This is a genomic window from Kribbella sp. NBC_01510 (genome assembly GCF_045040325.1).
GTDB lineage: Bacteria > Actinomycetota > Actinomycetes > Propionibacteriales > Kribbellaceae > Kribbella.
In genome coordinates, this window is the sequence record NZ_CP109418.1 from 2431530 (window position 1) to 2450820 (window position 19291).

The following is a 19291-nucleotide window of genomic DNA, read 5'->3' on the forward strand; positions in this document are numbered from 1 at the left end:
CCCGCCCCTTCGGATCAGCCGAGGACGGGCAACTGGGCCACGGCGCCCGCCCGGCCACGGGCGACCTTCACGTCGACCGAGCCACCGAGCAGCTTGGCCCGCTCCCTGGCCCGGGCGACGGCCGCCTTCAGGTCCGCGCTCTTGTCCACCAGCCCGTTCACGCGGATCTCGAGGGCGTCGGTCTCGAATCTCACCCCGACCTCGATCGGGGCGTCGGCATGGTCGGCGAGCGCGGTGATCAGGTGCTCGACGATCCGGTACGCCGACAGCTCGACCGTTGCCGGCAGCACTCGGGGGTCTCCCGTCACGGTCAGCCGCGAGTGTGTGGTGCGGAGCCGGGCGAGCAGCGTGTCGAGATGAGCGACGGTCGGTACGGGCGCCAGCGCAACGTCATCGCCGCGCAGCAGACCGACGATCTCACGCATGTCGTCCAGGGTCTGCCGGCTGCGCGACTCGATGGACTCGAGCACGACCTTCGCCTCGGCGGGCGGCAGGCGGTCGGCGGACTCAGCAGCCGTCGTCAGCTGACCGAGCCGCTCTTGCAGCAACCCATCGAGCTGCTGGGACAGCCGCGCCCGGTCGTCCGCGACGTCGAGCGCGGCACGCTCGTCGCGCAACTGACGCAGCTCCGCTTCACGAATCTCGAGCTCCCGGTTCAAAGCGGTTCGGTGGCGGGCGGCCAGGCCGACGCCGAAGACAACCAGGAGAACCGGTAGAGCCAGCAGTATGGCGCTCGGACCGGTGGTGGCGTCCACGACCAGCACGAGCACGGTCAGCAAGGCACCGAGTGCGCCGACGATCCACGCCGTCGTGCGCTCAGACCCGAGTGCCCCGAGGAACGCCAGTACGAAGGCCAGCGGCAGACCGGCGCCGCAGCGGGTCACCCAGCCGAAGACGACGTCGTGCAGCGCCATCACCACGACGGCGGCGGTGGTGACGGCGATGATGTTGCGCCGCCACCAGAGCACCGGAATCGTGGCGCCAAGGAACACCACGATCATCCAGGGCGACCGAGAACTCGTCAGGTGAACCATCGACCCCTCCGCGATGGCTGCACGGACCTGGTCGCCGGTCATCCGGACGTCCTCCCACATCAGGAGGACGCCGAGCGCGGTGAGGCCTCCCGCCAGGGCCCAGTCCCGGACCTTGATGCCGCGGAAGACCTCATCCATCGCCAACTCCTACTCGCAGCAGACCCGGTCAGGCGGCTGAACGCTCGGTGACCGGCGCGACGCCCGCAGACTGCCTGGTGACCCGATTCTGCACGAAGAGGCCGATGCCGTAGAAGAGCGCGGTGAGCGGAAGCGCCACCGCCAGACCGCCCGCGATGGTGTCGATCGACGCGTCCCTGGCGAGCATGACGAGCTGCGTGACGACGATGCCGACGAGGCCGAGCACCTGGTTCCGCCAGGAGCCGGCGAACCGGGCGACGGCGTACGCCAGGGCGAACGCCAGCGGGAGCTCGACGCCGCAGCGAGTGATCCAGCCGAACGCGAGCACGTGGGCGAGAGTGGCGACCGCGGTCACTGCGACGACCGCGAGGATATTGCGCCGACGCCACAGGATCGGCAGCGTGACGAGCAGGAAGGCCGGCACCATCACCCACGAGGTCGACGACAAGGGGTGCGGCAGGCCGTCCGAGCTCGACGCCGTGACGTTCTCGAGCATGATGAACACACCGGCGGCGGTCATGAGGCCGGCCAGGACGTAGTCGAGCGGCCGGATTCCCCTGAAGATTCCGTTCATTGGTCTTCCCTTCGTTCCGGGCCACCCTGATTGACCCTGATGCCGCGACGGTAGGTCGCGGCATCCGTCGTCCACCTCTGGCGCGAGGACGATTGTCAGGCGCTGCTGTCCTCCGCAGGGATGACACCGACGCCGGATGGATGACCCGGCGGACCGGAGCGGGCACACTCTCGGTGTGACCGAGTTGGATTCCTTCCCCGCCCCACCGCCCCGGTCGAAGATCCGCGTGCTCGTCGCCGACGACCAGACCCTGGTCCGCACAGGCTTCCGGGTGATCCTGGAGGCTGAGGGAGACATCGCGGTGGTGGCCGAAGCCGACTCCGGAACCGAGGCGATCCGGCAGGCTCAGTTGGTCGAGCCCGACGTGATCCTGATGGACATCCGGATGCCCGGACTCGACGGACTGTCGGCCACCGAGGAGATCCGGCGGCACCCGAACGCGCCGACGATCATCGTGCTCACCACGTTCGACCAGAACGAGTACATCTACCGGGCGTTGCGGGCCGGCGCGGCCGGCTTCCTGCTCAAGGACTCCCCGTCGACCCGGTTGGTCGCGGCTGTTCGCGCCGCGGCCACCGGCGACTCGCTGATCGAGCCGGCGATCACCCAGCGGCTGGTCGAGCGCTTCGTCGAGCCGGTCCAGCCGCAAGAGCTGCCCCCGGAGCTGGCCGCGCTGACCGACCGCGAGCGCGACGTACTGCGGCTCATCGCCCGTGGGCTGTCGAACGCGGAGATCGCGGCCGAGCTGGTGGTGGCCGAGACGACCGTGAAGACCCACGTCGCCCGGGTCCTGACCAAGCTTGGCGTCCGCGATCGCGTCCAGGCGGTGGTGGTCGCCTACGAGACCGGGTTCGTCGCTCGGCACTGATCAGTGGAGGAGAAAACCTTCCGATCAGGCTCTGGAGGCGTTACTTTGTCACCGGTCGGTTGACCGGCGTACACCTGTGTCTCATGCGGCGGTAGAGCGCACAGCGTCGGATGGCCGCGTCCGTCCACGCTGGGGAGGCTGTCGTGTCGCTCTTCCGTCCACTCGCCACCACGCTCGGCATCGGCGGTCTGCTCGCCGGCGCCGCGCTGAACCCGGCGTTCGCGCAGCCTGTCCCCGGCCCGCAGCCGGTCGAGGCGCAGCGGCCTTCGTCGTCGAGCTCGGACATCTCCGACCTCGCGATCGCCCCGGCCGGCGAAGGGCTGGTGACCAGCCGGCAGAACAGCCCGGTCGCGCCCGGCGTCAACTACACCGCCTTCGAGCGCCTCGACGCCCGCGGTTGGTTGCGTGGCGACATTCTCGCCACCGACCTGGACAAGCACGGCGTCACCGTCGACTACGTCAATACCGGCAAGGTCTCCGGCGGTACGCCGCTGAGCCAGCAGTTGGCTCGGAAGGGCGCGATCGCCGGGGTCAACGGCGACTTCTTCGACATCAACGACACCACCGCGCCGCTCGGCGTCGGGGTCGAGCGGTCCGGCCGGCTGATCAACGCCCCGGCCGCCGGCCACAACGACACCGCGGTGATCGGTAAGGACGGACTCGGCACGATCGCCCAGCTCTTCCTGCAAGGTACGGCGACCGACGACGACGCGACGAAGCTCCAGCTGACCAACCTCAATTCGCCGGCCGTCAATACCGGCGGCATCGGCCTCTACACCCCGGAGTGGGGCGACGCGGCCCGGACCAGGACCGTGGACGGCCTGCCGACCGTCCGCGAGGTGATCCTTCGCGACGGTGTGGTCGTCTCGTCGGCCACCACTCCGGGCACCGCCCCGCTGGCCGCGAACGAGCAGGCGCTGATCGGCCGCGAGGCCGGCGCCGACGCGCTGACCGCGTTCGAGGTGGGCGACAAGGTCGACGTGCAGTACGGCCTGCGCCCCGACGCGACGGATGTCGCGGTCGGCATCAGCGGCAACACGCAGCTCGCGAAGGACGGCAAGGTCCCCGGCGACGTGCCGGACGCCGACCTCGCGCCGCGGACCGCGATCGGGTTCGACGCGGACGGCAGCCGGATGATCCTGCTCACCGTCGACGGCCGCACGACCGGTTCTCGCGGCCTGTCGCTGAAGGAGATGGGTCAGCTGATGATCGGCCTCGGGGCCGACGACGCGCTCAACCTGGACGGCGGCGGCTCGTCGACGATGCTGGCCCGGACGCCGGGCAAGGCGGCGCCGCAGGTCGTGAACGACCCGTCCGACGGCGGCGAGCGGCTGATCCCGAACGGCCTCGGCCTGCTGCCGGTGAAGGGTTCCGGCAAGCTGAAGGGCTTCCGAGTCGAGGCGGTGGGCACCGCGGCCGAGCAGCCGGACACCGACATCTCCCGCAGCTCCCGCGTCCTCACCGGCCTCAGCCGCGTCCTCACCGCCACCGGTCACGACGAGACGTACGCGCCGGCGACGGGTACGCCGTACTGGTTCGGTGGGAGCAATGTCCGGGTCGACCAGCATGGCGTGGTGATCGGTCGGAAGGCAGGCGACGCGGTGATCACGGCGGCCCGCGGTACGGCGAACGGAAGGTTCCCGATGACAGTGCTCGGTCCGCCGACCCGCTTGGCGCCGTCGACCCGGCAGGTGTCGTTGTCCGACGCAACGGCCAAGGGCTTCTTCGAGGTCGACGGGTACGACGCCGACGGCTTCTCGACCTGGATCGAACCGCGCGACGTCAAGCTGACCTACGACCCCGCGGTCGTGAATGTGGTTGCGCGCGGCAACGGGTTTGACGTGAATGCCCTGAGCAACGAAGCGGTGTCGACCGTGATCACCGCCACGGTCGGCAACCTGTCGACGCAGCTCAGTGTCACGGCCGGGCTGGCCAGTACGGTGGTGGACGAGGTCGACGACCTGAGCAAGTGGGCGGCGAACGCCGTACCGGTCGGTGCGGCGACGGCGTCGCGGTCGGCGGCCGAGGGCCATGACGGTGGCCAGGCGATCGCGCTCGACTACTCACTCACGGGCAGTACGGCGACGCGAGCGGCGTACCTCTCGCAGACTCCGCAGCAGACGCTCCCGGGACAGCCGCAGAAGCTCGGCGCGTGGGTGTACGGCGACGGCAAGGGCGCGTGGCTGCGGGCGAACGCGTACGACGCCGCCGGCGGCACCGCGCAGACGCTGAACCTCGCGACCGCGGTCGACTGGACCGGCTGGAAGTACGTCGAGGCCGACATCCCGCCCGGTCTGACGATGCCGCTGCGGTTCTGGCGGATCTACGTGGTGGAGACCGTGCCGACCCGGCAGTACTCGGGCCGGATCATCATCGACGACCTGACCGTCCGCAGCGCGCCGCCGGTGACGATGGAGCCGCCCGCGAAGGTGATCGACCCGATGGTGGTGACGGACGGGACGGTGACCGGCGGCGGCCGGTGGCGGTTCGCGGTGATGTCGGACGCGCAGTTCACCTCCGACGACCCGAACTCGGACTACGTCAAGCAGGCCCGGCGGACGATCCGCGAGGCGCTCGCGCAGAAACCGGACTTCCTGGTGATCAACGGTGACTTCGTCGACCGCGCGTTCGGGCCGGACATCGCGCTGGCGAAGCAGATCATCGACGAGGAGGTCGCCGGCAAGGTGCCGGTGCACTACGTGCCGGGCAATCACGAGACGTACGGGCCGGGTGACCTGTCCGAGTGGACCAAGGTGTTCGGGTCGCCGACCAGCACCTTCGATCACAAGGGCACGCGGTTCATCCTGCGCGACTCGTCGCTGGGATCGCTCCGGGCGGGCGGGTTCGACCAGATCCTCGACCTGCGCAAGCAGTTGGACGACGCGGCGACGAACACGACGATCCGCAACGTGGTGGTGATGGCGCATCACCCGATCGACGATCCGTCGCCGACGCAGAACTCGCAGCTCGGCGACCGCAAGGAAGCCGCCATGATCGTCCAGTGGCTGGCCGGCTTCCGGGCCTCGACCGGCAAGGGTGCGGCGTACATGGCGGGGCACGCCGGGACCTTCGCGGCCACCCGGACGGATGGCGTCCTGCTGCCGCTGACTGGCAACTCCGGCAAGAGCCCGGCCGCTGCTCCGGACGCCGGCGGCTTCACCGGCTGGGCCCTGGTCGGGATCGACCCCAAGGCGACCGCGGCGCCGGCCGGCGAGCGCAAGTGGTCGGCGCCCGAGCGATCATGGTTCCAGGTCGAGCTACGGCCTCACGTGGACACGCTCGAGCTCACCGCTCCGGCCTCCCTCCAGCGCGGTCAGACGGCAGCTGCCTCGGCGACCGTCGTCCAGGACGGTCGCCGGGTCCCGGTCGCGTTCCCGGTGTCGTCGGACTGGTGGGGCTCAGCGTCCCTCCACATCGGCCCGGCCGGGACCGCGCCGTTCTGGGCGGTCGCGTCGTACGACCCGGCGACCGGTCAGCTGACCGCCCTCCGCCCCGGCACCGCCCAACTCGGCGTCACGGTGAACGGGGTCTCCAAGTCCACCACCATCGAGGTGGGCTGGTAGGTGTGCAGGTCAACAGGACGTAGTCATGTAGTAGGTCCTCGGTTCACGCTCAGCGGGCGAGTGGTTCGGGCGGAATGAGGCACTACTACCTGTCCATCTGCACGCGGCGACCGGCCGTCGGGTAGCGTCCGACGGGTGACTGACCTGGTGGTGCCGCAGCGGCTGCGGACTGGTGATCGGGTTGCTGTGGTGGCGCCGTCGGGGCGGGTCCAGGCGGAGCGGCTGGAGATCGGGGTCGAGCGCCTGAAGGCGTGGGGGCTCGAGGTCGAGGTGATGCCGGCGGTGCTGGCCGGGCATGAGCGGTTCAGCTACCTGGCCGCGGACGACAAGGCCCGGGCCGAGGACTTGCGGGCGGCTTGGCTGGATGAGCGGTTCGCCGCGGTGTTCTGTGCGCGCGGTGGGTACGGCGTGCAGCGGATGCTCGAGTACGTCGACTTCGACGAGTTGGCGGCGGTGCCGAAGTGGTTCATCGGATTCAGCGATATCAGCGCACTGCACGAGCCGCTGAACGCCCGGGGCCTGGTCACGGTCCACGGACCGATGGCCGCCGCAGTGGAGCAGTTGGGTGTTCCGGAGGGACGGGAGCGGCTGCGTGCGTTGCTGTTCGAGCCGGAGAGTGTGACTGACCTGCTCGCGCCTGTTGGAGCTCGCACTGTGGTCGATGGCGTGGCCGAAGGGCGGCTGCGGGGCGGCAATCTGGCGTTGCTTGCGTCGAGCCTCGGTACGCCGACCTACGCGGCGCCGGCGGGTGTCGTCGTCCTGGAGGACGTCAACGAGGAGGCATATCGGGTGGACCGGTTGCTCACCCAGTTGCTGCGGTCCGGGTGGTTCGACAAGGTGACCGGTGTCGTGGTCGGGGACTTCAGTGAAGCGGCCGATCCGATCGACGACGTGGTCCACGAGCGGCTCGAGCCACTCGGCGTACCGATTGTGGAGGGGGCCGCGATCGGGCATGAGGCTTTGAACCTCGCCGTACCGCTTGGACTGCCGGTACGGCTCGACGCGACCGCGGGGACCCTCACTCCGCTGTGGTGAGATGCTCCCGCAGGAAGGTGAAGGCCTGCGGGTAGGCGTCCAGGCGGTTCTTCAGCTTGGCAAGGCCGTGGCCTTCATCCGGGTAGACCAGGAGCCGGCACGGTACGTCGCGCTTGGTCAGCGCCTCGGTGATCTGCTCAGCCTCTGACAGCGGCACCCGTGGATCGTTGGCGCCGTGGATGACGAACAGCGGCGCCCGGATGTCGTCGACCCGGCTCAGTGGGCTCGCGGACTCCAAGAAGTCCCGGTCGGTCGCGAGATAGCCGTACTCGCGCTCCCGCATGGCCCGGCGGTAGTCAGAGGTGTTCTCCAGGAAGGTCACCAGTGAGGCGATCCCGACGATGTCGACACCGGCCGCCCACAGGTCCGGCTGGAACGCGACCCCGGCCAGCACCATGTAGCCGCCGTACGAACCACCCCACAGCGCGGCGTGCTGCGGGTCGGCGCCGATCGACGGGAGCCAGCTGTGGATCGCGGCCAGGTCCTTCACCGAGTCGAGCCGCAGCTCCCGGTCGTCGAGGGAGTACCAGCGCTTGCCGTATCCCGCCGAGCCGCGGACGTTCGGTACGACGACCGTGTGGCCGTCGGCGGCGAGCGACGAGATGATCGGGCTCCACAGGCGCATCGCCGCGCCCTCCGGACCACCGTGCACGTGGACCACGGTGGAACCCAGGTCCGGACCGGTCGGCCGGAACACGAACACCGGCACCTGCTCACCGTCGAACGACGGCACCCGCAGGCTCTCCGGGTGCTCGAGCTCGGCCGGAGGCTCCACCTGACCCGGCGACCGGAGCTCCACGACCTCGCCGGTCGCCGGGGTGTATCGGAACACCGTCGGCGGCGTGATCGGTGAGTTGTAGGTGATCGCCGCGAACGAGCCGTCCGCGGACCAGAGCGGATCCGGCGTCGCAATCGTCAACCCGGCGCAGCCGCCCGAGGGCAGGTCCAGTGGCGCGGTCGCCGAGCCGTCCAGCCGGTGCAGCGCCAGCGAAACCTCGCCGTCCTCCAGTACGCCGACCAGGAGGTGCTCGCCGTCGGGTGAGACCCAGCCGGACAGGTCGCGGGCGTCGTCGACGAGTACGTCGCTCCACACCGCGTCGGCCAGGTCATAGCGCCGTACTGCCATCCGGTCCCGGTCTGCGTTGCTCGATACCAGGAACGCGCTGGAGTCCGGCAGCCACGAGACTGCTGTCTGGTCGTTGTGGGCGTCGGCCGGGGTCAGCTCGGTGACGGCCTGCGTAGCCGTGTCGACCAGCAGCAGTTGCATGGAGTTCGCCGGTGCGCTGGCCAGAGACAGCACGACCCAGTGGCCGTCCGGAGAGAGGCTGACCGCCATCACCCAGCCACCGCCGTCGTACAGGGCCTTCTCCGTACCGGTCGGCAGATCGCGGCCGACCAGGTCGAAGTCGACACCGTTGCGCCGGTTGGTGGTGAACAGGATCCGGTCGGGCTTGGCGTCCACCAGGTGGTGGTTGTACGCCGGGTCGTGGACGAGCGGCGTGAGCGTCGGCAGCCCGGGGTCGTCGAGGTCGAGTATCGACAGCTGGCCACGTTCGTCGCCGCCGCTGTCGTGCTCGACGACCACACGCCGGCTCCCGGGCACGAACCGCGCCCCGCGGCAGGTGTCGCCGAGGTCGGTGAGCGCTCGCCACGTCCCGTCGGGGGCGATCTCGTTGACCTGGCGGACACCGGTGCCGTCGTAGAGGACGAGCAGGCGACCCTCGTCGTTCACGTCGAGTGCCATCGTGGACGTCAGCGAGAACAGCGTTGTCAGCACCGTCCCATCCTCACATGGGTGGCGGTCACCGGGGGCAGCCCGTGCGGTCTGCCCCCGGCGCCGCGTCAGCGCTCGCCGTGCCAGGAATGCCAGAGCGCCGCATAGGGGCCCTGGGCATCGACCAGTTCGTCGTGCCCGCCCAGCTCGACGATCCTGCCGTCCTCCACGACAGCGATCACATCCGCGTCGTGCGCGGTGTGCAACCGGTGTGCGATCGCCACTACGGTCCGGCCGGCCAGGACACCGGCCAAGGACCGCTCCAGATGCCGTGCGGCCCGCGGGTCCATCAACGAGGTCGCCTCGTCCAGAACCAGCGTGTGCGGGTCGGCCAGCACCAGCCGGGCCAGGGCGACCTGCTGCGCCTGAGCCGGAGTCAGCGAGATCCCACCGGACCCCACCTCGGTGTCCAGCCCGTCGTCGAACCCGGCGACCCATCCGTCGGCGTCGACCGAGCGCAGCGCGGCCCACAGGTCGGCGTCGGTGGACTCCGGCCGGGCCAGCCGCAGGTTGTCCCGCACACTGCCCACGAACACGTGGTGCTCCTGGTTGACCAGAGCAACGTGACTCCGGACCTGCTCGGCCGACATCTGGTCCAGGGCGGCACCACCCAAGGTGATGTCACCGACCCGTGGCGAGTAGATGCCTGCCAGCAGCCGGCCCAGCGTCGATTTCCCTGCTCCAGAAGGGCCTACGAGCGCAACCCGCGCGCCCGGCTGCACAGTCAGCGTCACACCGTGCAGCACGTCCCGGCCTTCCAGATAGCCGAACCGCACGTCGTCGGCCAGCACAGTCCGGCCCTCCGGCTCGGCGTCTCCCTCGGCGGCGGCCGCTTCGATCTCACGGACCCCGACCAGCCGGGCCAGTGACACCTGCGCCACCTGGAGTTCGTCGTACCAGCGGATCATCATGTTGACCGGCTCGACCAGCATCTGGATGTACAGCGCACCAGTGGTGAGTGCGCCGACGGTGAGCCAGCCCTGGATGGCGAACCCGCCACCGATGACCAGTACGGCGGCCAGCGCGACCGTGTGGGTCATGTTGATCACGGGGAACAGGATCATCCGCAGATAGAGGGTGTACCGCTCCCAGGCGACCCACTGACCGATCCGGGTGTCGCCCAACTTGATCCGGCGGTCGCCGAGCCGGTGCGACTCCACGGTCCGGCCGGCGTCGACCGTCTCGGCCAGCCCCGAGGCCACCGCGGCGTACCCGGCGGCCTCCGACCGGTACCCCGATGGCGCACGGCGGAAGTACCAGCGGCCACCGATGATCAGGATGGGCGCCGCGATCACCACCGCCACCGCCAACACGGGCGCGGTCACGATCAGCGCGCCGATCAGCAGCGACCCCCAGATCACCGCGATGGTCAGCTGCGGCACAGCGTCCCGCATCGCGTGCGAGAGCCGGTCGATGTCGGTGGTGATCCGGGACAGCAGGTCGCCGGTGCCGGCCCGCTCCAGGACACCAGGCGGCAGCCCGACCGCGCGGACCAGGAAGTCCTCGCGCAGATCGGCGAGCATCTCCTCGCCGAGCACCGCACCGCGCAGCCGGGTGAGCCGGACGAACACCGTCTGCACCAGCAGGGCGATGACGAACCCGATCACCACGGACGGCAGCTGAACATCGGTGCTGCCCTGCGACAGCTTCTGCACCACGTTGCCGAGCAGCCAGGGCCCGACCATGCCGCTCAGCGCCGCCACCGCGTTCACCAGCGTCAGCCAGCCGAACGCGCGGCGGTGCCGGCGGAACAGTGTCTTCAGGTAGGCGCGCACGGTCGCGCTGCCCGCCACCGGCAGCCGGGCCGCTTCCTGCGGCGCCGCCGGGTCGTACAGAGGGCGCTTCACGCCAACTCCTCGAAGGTTGGTTCGTCTTCACGGGTCACAACCGCGCGGTAGCGCGGGTTGGTGAGCACCAGCTCGTGGTGGGTCCCGACCGCGTCGACTCGGCCCTCCGGAACGAAGACCACTCGCTCCACGCGGTCCAGCATCAGCGGGCTGGAGGTGAACACCACAGTGGTCCGGCCGGCGCGTAGCAGCCGCAGGCCGTCGGCGATCCGCGCCTCGGTGTGCGCGTCCACCGCACTGGTCGGCTCGTCCAGCACCAGCACCGGCGGGTCGACGTACAGCGAGCGGGCCAGAGCGACCCGCTGCCGCTGCCCACCGGACAGGGACCGTCCACGCTCGGTCAGCACGGCCTTCATTGCGTCCGACTCACCGGCCGGCAGCGTCTGCCGCAGTACGTCGAGAATGTCCGTGCACTGCGCTGCGTCGAGCGCAATCTCCGGAGAGACCGCACCACTCGCCGGTACGTCGAACAGCTCGCGCACTGTCCCCGACAGCAGCACCGGGTCCTTGTCCTGCACGAGTACGACGGTCCGTGCGGACTCCAACGGGAGGTCGTCCAGCGCGACACCGTCGAGCAGCACAGAGGCCTCGCCGTCCTCGGCCGTCGGGCTGTGACCACCCAGGCGGTCCGCCAGCCGGCCACCCGCGTCCGGGTCGCCACAGACGACCGCGGTGAAGCTGCCGGTCGGAACGTGCAGACCGGACACCGGGTCGAGCAGGTCACCGTTGGGCAGCTGGGCCTCGCCCGTGCCCTTGGTCTCGTCAGTCCGCTGCAGCGACAGCACGCGCGCGGCTCGGCGCGCCGACACCTTCGAGAAGATGAACGCGCTCGCCGTCTCCTCGAACGTGTGCAGCGGCACGAGCATGAAGGTGACGAACCCGTACGTCGTGACGAGCTCGCCGACCGAGATCTGTCCGGACATCACCATCCGGACGCCCAGCCACACGACGACTACCAGGAAGATCCCGAACAGCAGCACCTGGAGAGCCGCGATCAGCGACCACATCCGGGCACTGCGGACCGCACTGGCCCGGTAGTCCTGCGATGCGGTGCGGTAGCGGTCCAGGAACAGCTGCTCACCACCGATACCCCGCAGCACACGCAGACCGGCGACGGTGTCGGCGGCCAGCTCGGTGGCCCGGCCGCCCTTGGCCCGCTGCGCGTCCGCACGACGCTCGGCCGGACCCATCAGCGGAACGATCGAGAACGCCAGCACCGGTACGGCCACAGCGACCACCAGACCGAGCTGCGGCTCGTAGAACAGCAGACCGATCACGACGGCGAAGCAGGTCAGCAGAGCGGCCGCGAACCGGCCGAGCACCTCGACGAACCAGCCGATCTTCTCGACGTCGCCGCTACTCACGGCGACCACCTCGCCGGCGGCGATCCGGCGGGTCAGCAGCGAGCCCAGCTCCGCAGCCTTGCGGAACAGCAGTTGCTGCAGGCGCGACGCCGTACTGATCCAGTTGGTCACCACGGCGCGGTGGAAGAACGAGTCGGCACCGGCCTTGGCTGCGCCGAACGCGAGCAGCAGGACGCCGGCCAGGATCAGCTTCGGCCAGGACAGGTCGATCACCGCCTGGACGGCGAGACCGACGGCGATCGGAGCGGCGGCGATACCGCCGAAATAGAGGAGTCCCCAGAACACTGCGAGGGCCTGCCCGCGCAGTTGCTGGTGCTCCAGCCAGAGAATGAGTCGGAGACCCGACCGGGTGTCCGGCACACCCGGGTCGGCGAACGGAATGAGGCGCAGGGACATGACGTCTCGCAAGAGGCGTAGAAGGGTTGAGAAAGAGGCACCTGACCAGGCGTATGGATCAAGCCTAGGCGGGCCCGCCGACAGTCCGCCAACCCTTTTCAACCAGTGGTCGGACGCCGGGGGAATCGTTTCCGGCGGCGGTAGTAAAGTCTTCAACAGATGATCGGAGGGAGCTGGGTGGCGGAGCTGACGCGAGGGCGGCGGCTGCTGATTCTCGGCATCTGTTGCTCCAGCCTGTTCATCGTCGGGCTGGACGCCACCATCGTGAACCTGGCGCTGCCGTCCATCCGGGTCGAGCTGGGCGCGTCGGTGACGAAGCTGCAGTGGACCATCGACGCCTACACGCTGGTGATCGCCTGTCTGCTGATGGTGTCCGGTTCGACCGCGGACCGGGTCGGACGGCGGCGGACGTTCCAGGCCGGGCTGGTGGTCTTCGGGATCGGGTCGCTGCTGTGCGGATTCGCGCCGACCATCGACCTGCTGATCGTGTTCCGGATGGTGCAGGCGGTCGGCGGCTCGATGCTGAACCCGGTCGCGATGTCGATCATCACCAACACGTTCACCAACCCGCGTGAGCGCGCTCAGGCGATCGGGATCTGGGGCGGTGTGGTCGGGCTGAGCATGGCGGTCGGCCCGTTGGTCGGTGGTGCCCTCGTCGACGCGGCGGGCTGGCGGTACATCTTCTGGATCAACGTGCCGGTCACGGTGGCCGCCGTACTGATGACTGCCTTCTTCGTGCCCGAATCGCGGGCCGCGGTGCCGCGGCGGATCGATCCGGTCGGTCAGGTGCTCGTCGTCCTGGTGCTCGGCAGCCTGGTGTACGCGATCATCGAGGGGCAGTCGGCCGGGTGGGGCTCGCCGCTGATCATCGGGTGCTTCGTGCTGTGCGCGGCGGCGTTGGTGTCGCTGGTCCTGTACGAGCGTCGCCGGGAGGAACCGCTGCTCGAGCCGCGGTTCTTCCGGAGCGCACCGTTCTCGGGCGCGACGCTGATCGCGGTCTGCGGGTTCTCGGCATTGTCCGGGTTCCTGTTCCTGAACTCGCTGTATCTGCAGTCGGTGCGTGGGTTCTCCGCGTTGCACGCCGGCTTGCTGACGTTGCCGATGGCGGCGATGACGGTGGTGTTCGCGCCGCTGTCCGGCTGGCTGGTCGGACATCGAGGACCGCGGCTGCCGCTGGTCGTTGCCGGGATCGGGCTCACGGTCTCCGGGCTGCTGCTGTCGCGGCTGGACCTCACCACCTCGACCGTCGTGCTGCTGGCCGGCTATCTGATCTTCGGCCTCGGCTTCGGGATGCTGAACGCGCCGATCACGAACGCCGCGGTCTCCGGGATGCCGCTCTCCCAGGCCGGCGTCGCGGCCGCGCTCGCCTCCACGAGTCGCCAGGTCGGCGCGTCCCTCGGCGTCGCGATCGCCGGCACGGTCCTGACCGCTCGGCTGGTCGGCCCGCTCGAGACCGGCTTCGTCGAAGCCGCTGTGCTGTGCTGGTACATCATCGCGGGCTGCGGCTTCCTGGTCCTCGTGCTCGGACTGATCACGACCGGCAAGTGGGCCCGTCGTACGGCGGAAGCTGTCGCGGAGGACCTCGTCAGGGCTCGATGAGTCCGGCGCGGCCGAGGGCTTTGAGCCGGCCGCGGAGGATCTTCTGCCGGCGCTCCTCGTCGGGGAACAGCTCGACGTACGCCGTCCCCTTTGCGGCGAGCAGGTCGTCGTCGAGCCGTCGTACCGTGCCGGCCGGGAAGCGGTGCGTCATCGCGACCTGCACCGCGGCGCTGTCGATGCCGGTGAGAAGCTCGGTCAGCTGCTCCTCGGTGGTGACGCCGAGCCGGCCGAGGATGCCGAGCATCCAGGCGTAGTGGTTCGTCTTGGCGTGCGGCGCGTCCGGGTAGCGACGGGTCAGGTACGACGTCAGGGTCGCCGTGGTCAGGTCACGCGGGGTCTTGTCCGGCTCGGCGGCCGCGAGTTCGCGGTACAGCCGGTCGATCTCGGTGAACTCGTTGTCGGCCAGCTCCATCAACGCCGCCGCGAGCAGGAACCGCCGGTCGAACTCCGCCTTGCGCTCCGGTGGGATGTCCAGCTTGTACCGGATGTCGTGCTCGAACTCGGCCCACGCGTGCTGAACCGCGGTCCGGACCTGGATCTCCATGGTCAGGTTCTTCAGTACGGCGTACTCCGGCAGCTCCCGGCGATGCGCGTTCAGCCGGACCAGGTAGTGCTTGCTCGCGTACCCGAACACCCCCTGCGCGCGGGTGTGCGCGCCCATGTCGGTGTGCTCGACGATCTCGAACTCGGCCTCGATCACCTCGCACACCCGGTCCACGGCCTCGACCAGGAACGTGATCACCCGGGCCGCCACCAGGTCGGTGATCTGGTTCAGCGGGTCGTCGTACTTCGGCCTGGTCGGGTCGTCGGGATGCGGTTTGGCCGCCTTCGCCAGGAACGACTCCGGATCCTTCGCCCGGGCGGTCGCGCTGAGGTAGTTGATGCCTTCCTCTTCGCCGATCAGCTCGTCGATCAGGGCCTCGAGCTTGCGCGCACCACCGACGTACTGCTGATGCACGCGCTCGTACAACGCGCCCGCCTGACCAGCCCACTCCATGGCCGCACCCTAGTGTGCCGACAGCTGACGCGCTCTCTGGACGCGTCTATCGAAATCTAGTTCTTTCACTAGAAAGCCGTAGACAAGGCTCGCGACACGCTCTCGCGGTGGCTAGTGAAATCTAAGGAAAACGCTAGACGGGCTCATACAGTGACAGCATGGATCCGATCCGGAATCCCTATGCGCCCGGCGCCGGTCAGCGGCCGCCTGAGCTGGCCGGACGCGACACCGAGGTGCGGCAGTTCGAGGTAGTCCTCGAGCGGGTCGCGGCAGGCAGACCGGAGCGGAGTCTGGTGCTGAGTGGACTCCGTGGTGTGGGGAAGACCGTGTTGCTCAACACGTTGCGCAGCCAGGCCATCAAGCGGGCGTGGGGCACGGGGAAGATCGAGGCCCGGCCGGACCAGAGCGTCCGGCTGCCGATCGCGCAGGCACTGCACACCGCGATGCGGGAGCTGGGACACCGGCACCGTGACGACGAGCGGGTCGACCAGTTCAGCGCCGTACTGAAGGCCTTCGCGTTGCGGACGGCGGCGAACGACCGGAAGGGGATCCGCTGGCATCCGCCGGTCGACGTGGCCGCGGCGAAAGGGCGAGCCGACTCGGGTGATCTCGAGATGGACCTGATCGAGCTCTTCACCGATGCGGCCGATCTGGCCGGTGATCTGTCGGTGGGGGTCGGGCTGTTCATCGACGAGATGCAGGACATCAGTGCGGACGACCTGTCCGCGCTGTGCGCCGCTTGTCACGAGATCTCGCAGCAGAGTGCGCCGTTGGTTGTCGTGGGCGCCGGGTTGCCGCATCTGCCCGCCGTACTGTCCGCCAGCAAGTCGTACTCCGAGCGGCTCTTCCGCTACATCCGCGTGGACCGGTTGGCGCGGGAAGCGTGCGACCGGGCGCTGATGGTGCCGGCGGAGAGCGAGGGCGTTCTGTACGACGAGGAGGCGCTGGACGAGCTGTACGCCCAGACGGACGGGTACCCGTACTTCGTCCAGGCCTTCGCCCACTCCACCTGGGACCACGCCCCGACCTCCCCGATCACCATCAAGGACGTCGCGGTCGCCGCCCCCGAGGCCTCCGCCGAACTCACCGTCGGCTTCTTCGGCTCCCGCTACGAACGCGCGACTCCCGCGGAACGCGAGTACATGCGCGCCATGGCCGAACTAGGCATCGGCGTCGACGACGGCTCCGTCCCCACCGCCGAAGTAGCCAGCACCCTCAACCGCAAACCCCAGTCCCTCTCCCCCGCCCGCGACGGCCTCATCAAGAAAGGCCTGGTCTTCTCCGCCGAACGCGGCACCGTAGCCTTCACCGTCCCCCACTTCGGCAAATTCCTCCGCACCCGTACCGCCTAGGTGGGGTGCCGGGGGTTGGTTTGGTAGCGGCCTGGGGTGGTGCCTAGGAGGGTGGTGAAGGCGGTGATGAAGGTGCTGGGGTTGGACCAGCCGCAGGCGTGGGCTACGTGGGTGGTGGTGTGGCCATCGGCGAGGAGGATGAGGGCCTGGTGGATGCGTAGTTGGGTGCGCCATTCGTAGAAGGTCATGCCGAGTTCGTTGTGGAGGAGGCGGCTGAGGGTGCGGGGGCTGGCTCCGATGGTTCGTCCGAGCTCGGCAAGCGGGGTGTTGTCCGCGGGGTCGTCGTACAGGAGTTGGGCGATCGCCTGCAGTCGATCGTCTTGTGGTTCCGGCAGGTGTAGTGGCTGCTCCTGTGCTTCGTGGAGCTCGTCGACCAGGACTCGGCGGACGCGGGCGCGCGCGGCCCGGTCGTAGGCGGGTAGGGCGGGGTCGTAGTTGCGTGGGCCGGTGAGGTTCAGCAGGATCTCGCGGGCGAGGTCGGAGACCGTGAACACGGCGGGATGGGCTGGTACGAGCCGGGCCAGAGATGCCGGGAGGAACAGGATCCGCATGTCGGTGTTGCCATGGGCGCGGTGGTAGTGCGTGAAGCCGGCGGGAGTCCAAGCGACTCGATTGGCCGGCACGATCGAGGTGCCCCGTTCGGTGTGCACCGACAGGACGCCGCGAGCGGCGTACACCAGATGCCCGCGCGAATGGGACTGCACGGAGCTCGTTCCCCCGGACGGCCAGAGGTGCACGCCTCCGGACGGCCACAGCTGGGAGGATCGGGCGACTTGGCGACGAACGGGCATCGCTTGGCATTCTATCGGTGGCCCGCCACACCGCCTGCTGGCGACAGTGAATGCATGAGTACGACGATGCGCGCGGCGGTCTGCGTCAGGGCGGGTGGCCCGGAGGTTCTGGAGATCCGTGAACTGCCGGTACCAGCAGTCCGGGCGGGCTGGAGCCTGGTGCGGGTGATGGGCGCGGGCTTGAACCGGTCGGAGCTGCGGACCCGGCAGGGGTATTCCCCGAGCGTGACGTTCCCGCGGGTGCTCGGGATCGAATGTGTGGGAGTCGTGGCGGCGTCGACCGATCCCGGGTTGCCGGATGGGACGACCGTCGCGGCGGTGATGGGTGAGATGGGACGTCAGTTCGACGGCGGCTACGCGGAGTACGCACTGTTGCCGAACTCCCTGCTGATGCCAATCACCACCGCATTGCCGTGGGACGTCTTTGCCGCGCTACCCGAGACGTACCTGACCGCACATGGCTCACTGGACACGTTGGGGATCGAGCCCGGCGGCAAACTGCTGATCCGCGGCGGGACCTCGTCCGTCGGGATGGCGGCCGCGTCGATCGCGTCCGGCTACGGTGTCGAGACGGCGGCGACGACCCGGCGGCAGGACAAGGTCGACGCGTTGGCTGCGGCCGGTGTCGACCACGTACTCGTCGACGGCCGTGGGTCGCCGGCGACCATGGACGCGGTTTGGCCGGAGGGTCCGGACTATGTTCTGGACCTCGTCGGAGCGAGTACTGCGGTCGACTCGCTGCATCTGGTCCGTCGTGGCGGGACGGTGTGTGTCGCGGGCTCGCTCAGTGGGTGGCTGATCCCGGACTTCGAAGCAATAGCGATGATTCCGTCCGGGACCAAGCTCACGGCTTTCCACAGCGACAACCTGAAGGGCGAGGCGGGCGCAACCGTGCTGCAGCGGGTCGTGCATGAGATCGAGGCCGGCGTCTATCGACCCAACATCGACCGGGTCTTCGGCCTGGACGACATTGTTGCGGCTCACCACTACATGGAAAGCAACGAAGCCATCGGGAAGCTTGTCGTGACGCCCTGACCGGTCGTTCACGAAACTCACCTTTCGTGGAGGACCGGTGAGTCGGTAGGGTCGATTGTCATGACCACCCGGCGGACTGGCCAGCGCGGCGACGCGCCTGTACGCCAGCGGGGTGGGCGGCACAGCCGGCGGAAGTCGCACAAGGTGCAGTGGTTTTCGGTGACTGCGTTAGCCGTGCTGGGGACTGTGGTGGTGATGCATCCGGATGTGGCCAACCGGCGGAGTCTGGCGGCTGATGTGGTGTCCGGGGTGAGTGCGCCTGTCACCGAGGTGCCGGTCAGCACGCCCACGCCGGTTCCGACGCCTACGCAGAAGTTCACCACTCCGTTGCGGCCGGCACCGAGTTTGACGCGGCAGCCCAAGGGCGCGAAGCCGAATGTCAGTGTGTCCAGTGGCAAGCTTGCCGTAGTGCCCGGGTTCAACAAGGCGACCGGGGTCCGGGACAAGCTGACCTATCGGGTCGAGATCGAGCAGGGACTGTCGGTCAACGGTGCCGTGGTTGCGGCGATCATCCACAAGACGCTGGCCGACCCCCGCGGCTGGCAGGCGGTTCACCCGGTCAGCTTCGAGCGGACCGACAAGGTCGACGCCGACCTGCGCATCATCCTGGCCACGCCGGCGCTGACGGACAAGCTCTGTCTGCCGCTCGACACCGGCGGTGAGGTGTCCTGCCGGGTCGAGGACCGGGTCGTGCTGAACGCCAAACGGTGGATGTACGCGATCCCGGCGTACAACGGCGACGTCTCGCTGTACCGCAGCTACCTGGTCAACCACGAGGTCGGGCACGCGCTCGGCCACGGCCACTCGACCTGCACCAAGGCGAAGACCCCCGCGCCGGTGATGATGCAGCAGACCAAGGGCCTGGCCGGCTGCCTGCCGAACGCCTGGCCGACGATCAAAGCGACCTGAGCGAAGCATCCGTTC

14 protein-coding genes are annotated in these 19291 nt (G+C 69.2%); 7 read left to right on the forward strand and 7 right to left on the reverse strand.

What is annotated here, in order from left to right; genetic code table 11:
* Positions 1-14: 14 nt before the first annotated feature.
* Both OG558_RS12090 and OG558_RS12095 read right to left on the reverse strand, forming a co-directional pair.
* Positions 15-1172 (reverse strand): sensor histidine kinase, encoded by a 1158-nt coding sequence (locus OG558_RS12090; RefSeq protein WP_405070301.1) that lies wholly within the window; start codon positions 1170-1172, stop codon positions 15-17.
* Between the two features lie 28 nt (positions 1173-1200).
* Positions 1201-1746, reverse strand: coding sequence for a hypothetical protein (locus tag OG558_RS12095; protein ID WP_405070302.1), 546 nt, complete (start codon positions 1744-1746; stop codon positions 1201-1203).
* Positions 1747-1921: 175 nt separating this feature from the next.
* Here OG558_RS12095 and OG558_RS12100 point away from each other — a divergent pair, with 175 nt between their 5' ends.
* From OG558_RS12100 to OG558_RS12110, 3 genes are all read left to right on the forward strand, one after another.
* Positions 1922-2614, forward strand: a complete 693-nt coding sequence (locus tag OG558_RS12100; RefSeq protein WP_405070303.1) for a response regulator — start codon at positions 1922-1924, stop codon at positions 2612-2614.
* Between the two features lie 143 nt (positions 2615-2757).
* Positions 2758-6177: a phosphodiester glycosidase family protein gene (locus OG558_RS12105; RefSeq protein ID WP_405070304.1), complete on the forward strand. Its 3420-nt coding sequence runs from the start codon at positions 2758-2760 to the stop codon at positions 6175-6177.
* A gap of 135 nt (positions 6178-6312) precedes the next feature.
* Positions 6313-7212 carry an LD-carboxypeptidase gene (locus OG558_RS12110; protein ID WP_405070305.1) on the forward strand — a complete coding sequence of 300 codons (900 nt, stop codon included), beginning with the start codon at positions 6313-6315 and terminating at the stop codon, positions 7210-7212.
* Here the strand turns inward: OG558_RS12110 and OG558_RS12115 are convergent.
* From OG558_RS12115 to OG558_RS12125, 3 genes are all read right to left on the reverse strand, one after another.
* Positions 7196-8989, reverse strand: coding sequence for a S9 family peptidase (locus OG558_RS12115; RefSeq protein ID WP_405070306.1), 1794 nt, complete (start codon positions 8987-8989; stop codon positions 7196-7198). The genes OG558_RS12110 and OG558_RS12115 overlap by 17 nt on opposite strands.
* A gap of 65 nt (positions 8990-9054) precedes the next feature.
* Positions 9055-10833 carry an ABC transporter ATP-binding protein gene (locus tag OG558_RS12120; protein ID WP_405070307.1) on the reverse strand — a complete coding sequence of 593 codons (1779 nt, stop codon included), beginning with the start codon at positions 10831-10833 and terminating at the stop codon, positions 9055-9057.
* Positions 10830-12593, reverse strand: a complete 1764-nt coding sequence (locus OG558_RS12125; RefSeq protein WP_405070308.1) for an ABC transporter transmembrane domain-containing protein — start codon at positions 12591-12593, stop codon at positions 10830-10832. The genes OG558_RS12120 and OG558_RS12125 overlap by 4 nt, the downstream gene beginning before the upstream one ends.
* A 159-nt stretch (positions 12594-12752) precedes the next feature.
* Between OG558_RS12125 and OG558_RS12130 the strand changes: the two genes are divergently transcribed.
* Complete coding sequence (locus OG558_RS12130) at positions 12753-14192, forward strand: MFS transporter (RefSeq protein WP_405070309.1); 1440 nt, start codon at positions 12753-12755, stop codon at positions 14190-14192.
* Here the strand turns inward: OG558_RS12130 and OG558_RS12135 are convergent.
* Positions 14179-15189: a (p)ppGpp synthetase gene (locus tag OG558_RS12135; RefSeq protein WP_329483310.1), complete on the reverse strand. Its 1011-nt coding sequence runs from the start codon at positions 15187-15189 to the stop codon at positions 14179-14181. The genes OG558_RS12130 and OG558_RS12135 overlap by 14 nt on opposite strands.
* Positions 15190-15347: 158 nt before the next feature.
* Between OG558_RS12135 and OG558_RS12140 the strand changes: the two genes are divergently transcribed.
* Positions 15348-16541, forward strand: coding sequence for an ATP-binding protein (locus OG558_RS12140; RefSeq protein ID WP_328525032.1), 1194 nt, complete (start codon positions 15348-15350; stop codon positions 16539-16541).
* On the opposite strand, the gene OG558_RS12145 is transcribed toward OG558_RS12140, so the two are convergent.
* Positions 16538-17245: an AraC family transcriptional regulator gene (locus OG558_RS12145; protein WP_405070310.1), complete on the reverse strand. Its 708-nt coding sequence runs from the start codon at positions 17243-17245 to the stop codon at positions 16538-16540. The two genes, OG558_RS12140 and OG558_RS12145, sit on opposite strands and share 4 nt — an antisense overlap.
* A 141-nt stretch (positions 17246-17386) precedes the next feature.
* Between OG558_RS12145 and OG558_RS12150 the strand changes: the two genes are divergently transcribed.
* Both OG558_RS12150 and OG558_RS12155 read left to right on the forward strand, forming a co-directional pair.
* Positions 17387-18367, forward strand: a complete 981-nt coding sequence (locus OG558_RS12150) for a zinc-binding dehydrogenase (RefSeq protein ID WP_405070311.1) — start codon at positions 17387-17389, stop codon at positions 18365-18367.
* Between the two features lie 159 nt (positions 18368-18526).
* On the forward strand, positions 18527-19276 hold the full coding sequence (locus OG558_RS12155) for a DUF3152 domain-containing protein (protein ID WP_405070312.1): 750 nt from the start codon (positions 18527-18529) through the stop codon (positions 19274-19276).
* The last annotated feature ends 15 nt before the right edge of the window (positions 19277-19291 follow it).

Excerpts from the sequence above, each read along its gene's own strand:
- OG558_RS12090 (WP_405070301.1), bottom strand. The coding sequence starts at position 1,172 with ATGGATGAGGTCTTCCGCGGCATCAAGGTCCGGGACTGGGCCCTGGCG.
- OG558_RS12095 (WP_405070302.1), bottom strand. The coding sequence starts at position 1,746 with ATGAACGGAATCTTCAGGGGAATCCGGCCGCTCGACTACGTCCTGGCC.
- OG558_RS12125 (WP_405070308.1), bottom strand. The coding sequence starts at position 12,593 with ATGTCCCTGCGCCTCATTCCGTTCGCCGACCCGGGTGTGCCGGACACC.
- OG558_RS12130 (WP_405070309.1), top strand. The coding sequence starts at position 12,753 with ATGATCGGAGGGAGCTGGGTGGCGGAGCTGACGCGAGGGCGGCGGCTG.
- OG558_RS12135 (WP_329483310.1), bottom strand. The coding sequence starts at position 15,189 with ATGGAGTGGGCTGGTCAGGCGGGCGCGTTGTACGAGCGCGTGCATCAG.
- OG558_RS12140 (WP_328525032.1), top strand. The coding sequence starts at position 15,348 with ATGGATCCGATCCGGAATCCCTATGCGCCCGGCGCCGGTCAGCGGCCG.
- OG558_RS12150 (WP_405070311.1), top strand. The coding sequence starts at position 17,387 with ATGAGTACGACGATGCGCGCGGCGGTCTGCGTCAGGGCGGGTGGCCCG.